Genomic DNA, 10,669 nt, shown 5'->3' on the forward strand with positions numbered 1-10,669 from the left:
TGTCCCCCGTCACGCGTCGCCCAACTCCACATCGATCATCTGGAAGATCTCCTCGGCCGTGGTGGCCGCCTCGATCCGCTCCTTGGCGTTCTGCTTCTTGTCGACCTGTCCGCCGTCGCCCGCGGTGGCGCCGGTATGGGCGCTGATGCTGGACAGCAGGGTGCGCAGGCGCTTGGCCACCCGCTGCTGCTCCTCCGCGGAGGTCGCGGCGAGCATGTCCTCGAGCTTCCTCATCTCCTGGTCGATGAGGGGTTCGGCCCGCTCCCCGCCACCGACCTCGGACAGCACCAACTCGGCGACCGCGGCCGGTGTGGGGTGGTCGAAGACGAGCGTGGCGGGCAGCCGCACACCGGTGGCCTGGGTCAGCCGGTTGCGCAGCTCCACCGCGCTGAGCGAGTCGAAGCCGATGTCCTTGAACGCCCGCTCGGGCTCGATGGACGTGGCCGACGCATGGCCGAGCACCGCGGCCACCTGGGCCTGTACGAGTTCCAGGACGATCCGCCCACGGTCCGCCTCCGCCACTCCGGCGAGTCGCGACACCAGCGCGCCGCCACCGGCGTCGACCACCCGGGCCGGGGCCCGGACCAGCCCGCGCAGCAGCGGCGGGAGCATCCCGGCCCGTGCCTGGGCGCGCAGGGCGGCCGTCTCCAGCAGGACCGGGGCCACCACGGGGGCGTCCACGTCCAGCGACTGGTCGAACAGGGCGGGGCCGGTTTCGGCGGTGAGCGCGCTGATGCCCATCCGCTCCAGACGGGCGAACTCGGCTTCGTCCAGGCGGGCGGCCATGCCCGCGTCCGACCACAGACCCCACGCCAGCGAGGTGGCGGGCAGACCCGCGGCCCGCCGGAGCCCGGCCAGCGCGTCCAGAGTCGCGTTCGCCGCCGCGTAGTTGCCCTGCCCCGGGCTGCCGATGAGCGCGGACACCGAGGAGAACAGCACGAACGCGGAGAGGTCGGCGTCGGCGGTCAGCTCGTGCAGATGCCACGCCGCGTCCACCTTCGGCCGCATGACCCGCTCGATCTGCTCGGGTGTCAGTGCCTCCACCACACCGTCGTCGAGCACACCGGCGGTGTGTACGACCCCGGTCAGCGGGTGCTCCAGGGAGCCGAGCGCGGCGGCCAACTGGTCCCGGTCGGACACATCACACGCGAAGACCCGCGCATCGCAGCCCAGGGCCGCCAGCTCCGCCACCAACTCGGCCGCGCCCTCGGCCTCCGGACCGCGACGGCTGAGCAGCAGCAGATGGCGCACACCGCGGGCGGTGGCGAGGTGCCGGGCGAACAGGGCGCCCAGACCACCCGTACCACCGGTGACCACCACGGTGCCCTCGGGGTCGAACGCCGTCACCGACTCACCCGCGGACGCGCGCGACAGCCTGGGTGCCAGCACCCGTCCGTCGCGGACCGCGAGTTGCGGCTCCTCCGCGTCGAGCACCGCGCCCCAGTCGGGCTCCTCGCCCTCGAGGTCCACCAGGACGAACCGGTCCGGGTGCTCGGACTGGGCACTGCGCAGCAGACCCCACACCGCCGCCTGGACCAGGTCGGGGGCTTCGCCACCGACGGCGTCGACGGCCCCGCGGGTCGCGACGACCAGCCGGGACTGGCCCAGCCACTCGCTGGCCAGCCACCGCTGCACCAACGCCAGTGCCTCGGCGGTGGCTTCGCGGGCGGTCGCGGCCACGTCCCCGTCACGGGTCTCGAAGGTGGCCAGCACCAGGTCCGGTACGGGCGTCCCGTCGGCCACGGCCCGTTCCACATCGGCCACGGCCTGTTCCAGTTCGGCCAGATCGCCGAGGACCGCGACCCGTGCGGACCTGCTCGCGCCCAGGGTCACCGGGGTCCAGTCGAGCTGGTACACCGACTGTCCGCCGCCACGGCGCAGCCGCTCCAGCTGGGCCGGTTCGACCGGGCGCATGTCCAGGCGCTCCAGCGTCAGCACCGGCTCACCCTGCTCGGACACCACGTCCACGCGCAGCGCCGCGTCCCCCGCGGGCGAGATCCGCACCCGGACCCGGGAGAGCCCCGGACGGCCGCCGGACACCTTCGACCAGGAGAACGGCAGGATCGTGGCCCCGCCGTCCGAGCCCTTCTCGGCGAACGCGCCGTGCAACGACGCGTCGAACAGGGCCGGGTGCAGGCCGAAGCCCTCACCGCCGGTGTCACCCGGCAGCGCCACCTCGGCGAAGACCACGTCGTCGACGCGCCATGCCGTGCGTACGCCCTGGAACACCGGCCCGTAGTCGAATCCGAGCTCGGCCATCCCGGCGTACAGCGCACCGCCGGTCATCTCCACACCATCCGCGGGCGGCCACTGGGCCGGCAGCCACGACGACACCGGCGCCGTGTCCGCCGCGGCCAGCCAGCCGCGCGCATGGCAGACCGGCTCGGCGTCGTCCCCGGAACCGGAACCGGCACCGGCACCGGACCTAGCGAAGATCATCACCTCACGGCGGCCATCCTCACCGGCCGCCCCGACCGTGACCCGCAGTTGTGCGGTCGTCGCCTCCTCCAGCAGCAGCGGTGACTCCATCACCAGCTCGTCCACCACCGGCGTGCCCACGCGACGGCCCGCGGCCAGCGCGAGGTCCACCCAGGCGGTGCCGGGCACGATCATCGCGCCCAGGACGACGTGGTCGCGCACCCACGGCTGCGACTCGGCGGAGAAGCGGCCGGTGAACACCCACTCGTCGCGGTCACCGATCTGCACGGCGGCGGCGAGGACGGGGTGCTCGACCTGGTCGAGACCGGCGGCGCCGACGTCACCGGCCCGCGCCGACGGCATCAGCCAGTAGTTCTCGCGCTGGAAGGCGTAGGTGGGCAGGTTCACCCGCCGCGCGCCCGTCCCGTCGTACACCGCGTCCCAGTTCACCTCGACACCGGCGGCGTGTGCCTGGCCCAGCGACAGCCAGAACCGGGCGAAGCCGCCCTCGTCCCGGCGCAGCGAACCGACCACGGCCACCCGGCCCGCCGCGTCCCGCGCCTCGACGGTCTCCTCGACCGCCATGGTGAGCACGGGGTGCGGGGACATCTCCAGGAAGCATCCGGCGCCGTTGTCGATGAGCGCGCTGATCGCGGGCTCGAAGCCGACCGGGCTGCGCAGGCTGGTGTACCAGTACGCGGCGTCCATGGTGGCGGTGTCGACGAACGCGCCGAGCGCCGTGGAGTACACCGGGACCTTGCCGGCGGTCGGCACCACCGACGCAAGAGCCTCCAGTAGCTCCGCTTCCACCGTCTCGACCTGGGCGGTGTGCGACGCGTAGTCCACCTTGACCCGGCGGGCCCGGATCTCCTCCCGTTCGCACACCTCCAGCACGGCGTCCAGGGCCTCCGGTTCACCCGCGACCACCACGGTCGCCGGGCCGTTGACGGCCGCCAGCGACACCCGGCCCTCGTACGGGGCGATGAGCTTCGCGGCCCGCTCCGCGTCCAGCGCGACGGACATCATGCCGCCGAGTCCGGCGAGCCGGTCCCGCACCAACTGGCTGCGCACCGCCACGATCCGGATCGCGTCCCGCAAGGACAGCCCACCGGCCACATACGCGGCGGCGATCTCCCCCTGCGAATGCCCGACCACCGCGGACGGCTCGACACCGTAGGAACGCCACAGCGCGGCCAGGCCGATCAGCACCGCGAACAGCGCGGGCTGGACGACATCCACGCGCTCCATCGACGGCGCGCCCGGCGCGCCGCGCAGCACATCCTCCAGACGCCAGTCCACGAACTCGGAGAGCGCCTCGCCACACGCGGCGATCTCGGCGGCGAACACCGGGGCGGTGTCGAGGAGTTCGACCGCCATGCCCTCCCACTGCGCGCCCTGCCCCGGGAACACGAACACCGGCTTGGCGCCCGAGGCGATGACCTGGCCGTCCACGAGGTTGACCGCCGGGTCCGCCGAGGCCAGCGCCTCCAGCCCGGCCAGCAGTTCCTCGCGGTCCGTGGCCACCACGGTCGCCCGTCGCTCCAGCAGCGCGCGGGTGGTGGCCGAGGAGAAGCCGATGTCCGCGACGGACACCTCCGCGTCGGCGGCCACCCGCTCACGCAGCCGCCGCGCCTGTGAGCGCAGGGCCGCATCGGTGCGCGCGGAGACCACGACCGGCAGCGGAGCGGCAGGCGTGGTCCGTTCAACGGACTCCGGCTCCTCGGCCGGAGCCTCCTCCATGATGATGTGCGCGTTGGTGCCACTGACACCGAACGACGACACCGCCGCGCGGCGCGGACGTCCCTCGACGTGCCACTCGCGCGCCTCGGTCAGCAGCCGCACCTCACCGGACTCCCAGTCCACATGCGGCGATGGCTCATCGACGTGCAGGGTCGGCGGCAGCACACCGTGCCGCATCGCCATCACCATCTTGATCACACCCGCCACACCGGCAGCCGCCGAGGTGTGACCGATGTTGGACTTGATCGACCCCAGCCACAACGGATCCCCGTCGCGCTCCCGGCCATAGGTGGCCAGCAACGCCTGCGCCTCGATCGGGTCACCCAGCTTCGTGCCCGTGCCATGGCCCTCGACCGCGTCGATCTCGAGCGGGCTCAGTCCGGCGCTGGCCAGCGCCTGCCGGATGACCCGCTCCTGGGAGGGACCGTTGGGCGCGGTCAAACCGTTGCTGGCACCGTCCTGGTTCACCGCGCTGCCCCGGACCACACCGAGGATGCGACGACCGTTGCGACGGGCGTCCGACAGCCGCTCCACCACGACCACACCCACGCCGTCGGAGAACCCGGTGCCGTCGGCGGAGGCCGCGTACGCCTTGCACCGGCCGTCGCTCGCCAGACCGCGCTGACGGCTGAAGCCGATGAGGAGATCCGGTGTGGCCATGAGCGAGATACCACCGACGAGCGCCGTCTCGCACTCGCCCGCCCGCAGCGCCTGGGAGGCCAGGTGCAGGGCGACGGCGGAGGAGGAGCACGCGGTGTCCACCGACACCGCAGGACCCTCGAGACCGAGGGTGTACGCGATCCGGCCGGACACCACGCTCATCGTGGTGCCGGTCAGGTGGTAACCCTCAAGTTCCGGAGCCATCGTCGCGTGGTAGCCCGAGGCGACGGTGCCGCAGAAGACACCGGTGTTGCTGCCGCGCAGCGAGGTCGGGTCGATCCCCGCGTCCTCGAACGCCTCCCACGACGCCTCCAGCAGCACACGCTGCTGCGGGTCCGTCGCGAGCGCCTCGCGCGGGCTGATCCCGAAGAAGTCCGCGTCGAACTCGCCGATGCGGTCCACGAATCCACCGGCCCGGGTGTACACCGTACCGACCTGGTCGGGGTCCGGGTCGTAGAGCCGCTCCAGATCCCAGCCACGATCGGCCGGGAACGGGCCCATCGCGTCACGGCCCTGGGACACCAGCTCCCACAGCTCCTCCGGCGAGCTCACCCCACCGGGGAAACGGCAGCTCATGCCCACGATGGCCAGGGGCTCACCGGAGTCGACGCGCCGCGGCCGCGCCGTACGGGTGCGCACGCTCGCGGGGTCAACGGTGATCTGCGAGACCAGCAGACGTGCCACCGCCACGGGGGACGGGTGGTCGAACACCAGGGTGGCGGGCAGCCGCACACCGCTGGCCTGGGTCAGCCGGTTGCGCAGCTCGACCGCGCTCAGGGAGTCGAAACCGAGCTCGTTGAACGCGCGGCCGGGGTCGATGGACGTGGCCGAGGCGTGCCCGAGCACACCGGCCACCTGGGTCAGCACCAGTTCGAGGGCGACCCGCTCACGGTCCGCCTCCGGCACACCCGCGAGGCGCTGGGCGAGCGATCCGCCGCCCTCCGCGCGCCGTGCCGCGGGTGCCAGTCCGCGCATTACGGCGGGGATCACTCCGGTCCTGGCCTGGGCGCGCAGTACCGCCATGTCCAACTGGACCGGCGCCAGCAGTGCGGCATCCGAGGTGAGGGCTTGGTCGAAGAGGCCGAGACCCAACTCGGTGGTCAGTGCCTTGGCACCCATACGCTCCAGCCGGGCCAGCTCCCCCTGACCCAACTGCGCCGCCATACCCGCGGCCTCCGACCACAGACCCCACGCCAACGACGTGGCGGGCAACCCCACCGCACGCCGGGACGCCGCCAACGCGTCCAGAGCCGCGTTCGCCGCAGCGTAGTTACCCTGCCCCGGACTGCCGATCAACGCGGCCACCGAAGAGAACAACACAAACGCGGAGAGATCGGCGTCGGCGGTCAACTCATGCAGATGCCACGCCGCATCCACCTTCGGCCGCATCACCCGCTCCACCTGCTCCGGCGACAGCGACTCGATCACAGCGTCGTCCAGCACACCGGCGGTGTGTACGACCGCGGTCAGCGGACGCTCCACCGAACCCAGCGCGGCGACCAGCTGCTCCCGATCGGACACATCACACGCGACGACGTGCGCACGGCAGTCCAGAGCCGCCAGCTCCGCCACCAACTCGGCGGCACCCTCGGCCTCCGGACCACGACGACTCAGCAACAACACATGCCGCACACCGTGAGCCGTCGCCAGGTGACGAGCGAACACCGCACCCAGACCACCCGTACCACCGGTGATCACCACGGTCCCGTCGGGATCGAACGCGGTCGTGGATTCTCCGGCCGTGGCGCGGGCCAGCCTCGGCGCCAGCACCCGTCCGCCGCGCACCGCGAGCTGCGGCTCGTCCAGATCCGGCAGTCCACCCCACTGCAACCCGTCGACCACCGTGTCGGCGTCGAGGTCGACGAGCAGGAACCGCCCCGGGTGCTCCGACTGGGCACTCCGCAGCAGACCCCACACCGCCGCCTGGGCCGTGTCGGGAGCCTCGCCGTCGACGGCGACCGCGCACCGGGTCACCACCGCCAGCGCGGCCCCGCCCAGGCCCTCACTGGCGAGCCACTTCCGGACCAGAGCCAGCGCCTCGACCGCGGCAGCCGTGGCCTCCGCGGTGTCCACGACCGCGAGCACCAGTTCGGGCGCCTGCTCGCCACCGGCCACGGCCTGCTCCAGGGCGGCCAGGTCCTCGAACGGCTCGCCCTCGGCGGGAAGTCCACCGAGCACCGCCACCCGGGCGGACCGGCCGGTGGCGACCGTGACCGGGGTCCAGTCGAGCCGGTACAGGGAACCCTGCGCCGTCGCGGCCCGCTTCAACTGGGCCTGGTCGACCGGCCGGAACACCAGCTTGTCCATGCTGAGCACCGGCTCGTCGTACTCGTCGACGATGTCGATGCGGAAGGCGGCCTCGCCCGCGGGGGTCAGCCGGGCGCGGGCGCGCGACACACCGGTCCGGCTGAGCCGGACCCCGTTCCACGAGAACGGCATGACGAGGGTGTCATCCGGCTTCTCGCCGAAGAGCGAGCTCTGCACCGCGGAGTCGAAGAGCCCGGGGTGGATGCCGAAGCCCTGCACGTCGGTGTCGTCCGGCAGGGCCAGCTCGACGTACACGACATCGTCGTCCTGCCACGCCTCCACCACGCCCTGGAACAGGGCGCCGTAGTCGTAGCCGATGTCGGCCATGCGGGTGTAGAGCGCCTCCGCGGAGAGGGGCTCGGCGTCCTGGGGAGGCCATGCGATGTCCCACGCGGGCGCGGACTTGGGGTCGGACCCCAGCCAGCCACGGCCGTGGCAGGTGGCCTCGGGCTGCTCGTCCGCGTCCTCGGTCTCGGGGCGCGAGAAGATGACGAACTCGCGACGGCCGTCCTCGTCGGTGTGGCCGACGATGATCTGGAGCCGGCGCGCCGCTGTCTCCTCGAGGGCCAACGGGGCCTCGATCACAAGCTCGTCGAGCACCTCGCAGCCGACCTCGCGCCCGGCGGCCAGGCTCATCTCGACCAGTGCCACACCGGGCACGATGGTCGCGCCCATGACCACATGGTCACGTGTCCACGGCTGGGTCTCGGTGGAGATACGGCCGGTGAAGAGCCATTCGTCGCGGTCGCCGATAAGCGCCCGACCGGCCAGGACGGGGTGGTCTACGGCGATGAGTCCGGTGGCCGAGACATCGCCCGGCGCGCTGCCCGGCGTCAGCCAGAACCGCTCCCGCTGGAAGGCGTAGGCGGGCAGCTCGACACGCTGGGCGCCGGTGGCGGCGTAGAAGGCGTGCCAGTCCACCTCCGCCCCGGCGGTGTAAGCGCGGCCGAGGAAACCGGCGAACGTCTCGCTCTCGGTGCGCTTGGCCCGCAGCGTGGGGATGAAGGTGGCCTCGGAGTCGTCTTCGACGGACTGACGGGCCATAGCCGTCAGTACGGCGTCGGGGCCCAGCTCCAGGAACCGTCGGACGCCCAGCTCCCACAGGGTCCGCACACCGTCGGCGAAGCGGACAGCCTGACGGACATGGCGCACCCAGTAGTCCGCGTCAAACGCGGAGACCAGCTCGCCGGTCACATTGGAGACCACAGGGATTCGGGGCTCCGCGTACGCCAGCCGCTCCGCCACCGCACGGAACTCGTCGAGCATCGGCTCCATACGCGGCGAGTGGAACGCATGCGACACCCGAAGCCGAGACGTCTTACGCCCCTCCCACCGCGGCAGCCACTCCTCCGCAGCCTCCTCATCACCGGAAACCACCACGGCCAGCGGGCCATTGACGGCGGCGATCTCCAACCGGCCCTCAAACCCGGCAAGCGACTCCGCCACCTCAGCCTCAGCAGCCTGAACCGCCACCATCGCACCGCCACTCGGCAGCGCACCCATCAACCGACCACGCGCCACCACCAGCTCAGCGGCATCCGCCAGCGACAACACACCCGCCACATGCGCGGCAGCGATCTCACCGACCGAATGGCCGATCAGATAGTCCGGACGAACCCCCAACGACTCCGCCAGCCGGAACAGCGCCACCTCAACCGCGAACAACACCACCTGCGTGAACTCCGTCGAGTTCAACACCGCAGCCTCAGCGCCCAGCAACTCACGCACCGAACGCCTTAGACGGGGATCCAGCTCCGCGCACACCTCGGTCAGCGCCTGGTCGAACACCGGGAACACCCCGGCCAACTCCAGACCCATCCCCGAACGCTGCGAACCCTGCCCCGTGAAGAGGAACGCCGACTTACCCGAAACACCGGACTCGGCCGACACCTCCGTCAGCCGCGCCAGCAACTCATCCCGGTCACCCGCCACCACCACAGCCCGGCGGTCCAGCAACGCCCGAGTCGTCGCCGACGAGAAGGCGATGTCCGCGACGGACACCTCCGCATCGGCGGCCACGCGCTCCCGCAGCCGCTCCGCCTGCGCCCGCAGCGCGGCGTCGTTGCGAGCGGACAGCACCACCGGCACCGCTCCTGCGGGCCGGATGACCTCGGCCGGAGCGTCCTCGGACGGTTCCTCGGCGGGCGCCTCCTCCACGATGATGTGCGCGTTGGTGCCACTGACACCGAACGACGACACCGCCGCGCGGCGCGGACGGCCCTCGACGTGCCACTCCCGGGGCTCGGTCAACAGCCGGACCTGACCCGACTCCCAGTCCACATGCGGTGACGGCTCGTCCGCGTGCAGGGTGGGCGGCAGCACACCGTGCCGCATCGCCATCACCATCTTGATCACACCCGCCACACCAGCGGCGGTCGAGGTGTGGCCGATGTTCGACTTGATGGAGCCCAGCCACAGCGGATCGCCCTCGCGGTCCCGGCCGTATGTGGCCAGCAGCGCCTGCGCCTCGATCGGGTCGCCGAGCACGGTGCCCGTGCCATGGCCCTCGACCGCGTCCACATCGGACGGGGACAGCCCGGCGTTCTCGAGGGCGCGACGGATGACCCGCTCCTGGGAGGGACCGTTCGGCGCCGTCAGACCGTTGCTCGCACCGTCCTGGTTCACCGCGCTCCCCCGGATCACACCGAGGATGCGACGGCCGTTCCGTTGGGCGTCGGACAGCCGCTCCAGCACCACCAGACCGAGCCCGTCGGAGAAGCCGGTGCCGTCGGCCGATGCCGAGTACGCCTTGCAGCGCCCGTCGGGGGCCAGCCCGCGCTGGCGGCTGAACTCCATGTGCAGGAAGGGGCCGGCCAGCACGGTGACACCACCGGCGAGCGCGAGCGAGCACTCGCCCGCCCGCAGCGCGTTCATCGCGAGGTGCAGGGCGACGGCGGAGGCCGAGCAGGCGGTGTCCACCGACACCGCCGGGCCCTCGAGACCGAGGCTGTACGCGACGCGGCCGGACACCACGCTGGTGGTGGAACCGGTGAGGCGGAAGCCCTCGATCTGGGGCAGGGCTCCGGCGGGCATGGACGCGTAGTCGGAGGGGCCGACACCGCAGAACACACCCGTGTTGCTGCCGCGCAGCCGGTTCGGGTCGATGCCCGCGTCTTCCAGCGCCTCCCACGACGCCTCCAGCAGCAGCCGCTGCTGCGGGTCCATCGCGGTGGCCTCGCGCGGGCTGATGCCGAAGAAGTCGGCGTCGAACTCGGCGGCGCCGTCGACGAACCCGCCCTCCCGGGTGTACACGGTGCCGAGCCGGTCCGGGTCCGGGTCGTAGAGCCGCTCCAGGTCCCAGCCACGGTCCGTGGGGAACGGGCCGATGGCGTCGCGGCCGGTGGCCACGAGCTCCCACAGCTCCTCCGGCGAGGTCACTCCGCCCGGGTACCGGCAGCTCATGCCGACGATCGCAAGGGGCTCCCCGCCGCGGGACTCGTACTCGCGGAGCTGTGCGCGGGCCTGGTTGAGGTCGCTCGCCATCTTCTTGAGATAGCGGGCGATCTTCTCCTGCTGATCGGTGTTCTCTGCCATTTCCGCGCCC

General features: G+C 72.2%; 1 protein-coding gene. It reads right to left on the minus strand.

Going from position 1 to position 10,669, the window contains the following annotated elements; all coding sequences use genetic code 11:
• Positions 1 to 9: 9 nt before the first annotated feature.
• A complete protein-coding gene (locus tag AB0C66_RS13535) occupies positions 10 to 10,659 on the minus strand; it encodes an SDR family NAD(P)-dependent oxidoreductase (protein ID WP_362436772.1) in 10,650 nt (3,549 codons plus the stop codon).
• Between the last annotated feature and the right edge of the window lie 10 nt (positions 10,660 to 10,669).

The organism is Streptomyces sp. NPDC048636 (genome assembly GCF_040650655.1).
GTDB lineage: Bacteria > Actinomycetota > Actinomycetes > Streptomycetales > Streptomycetaceae > Streptomyces.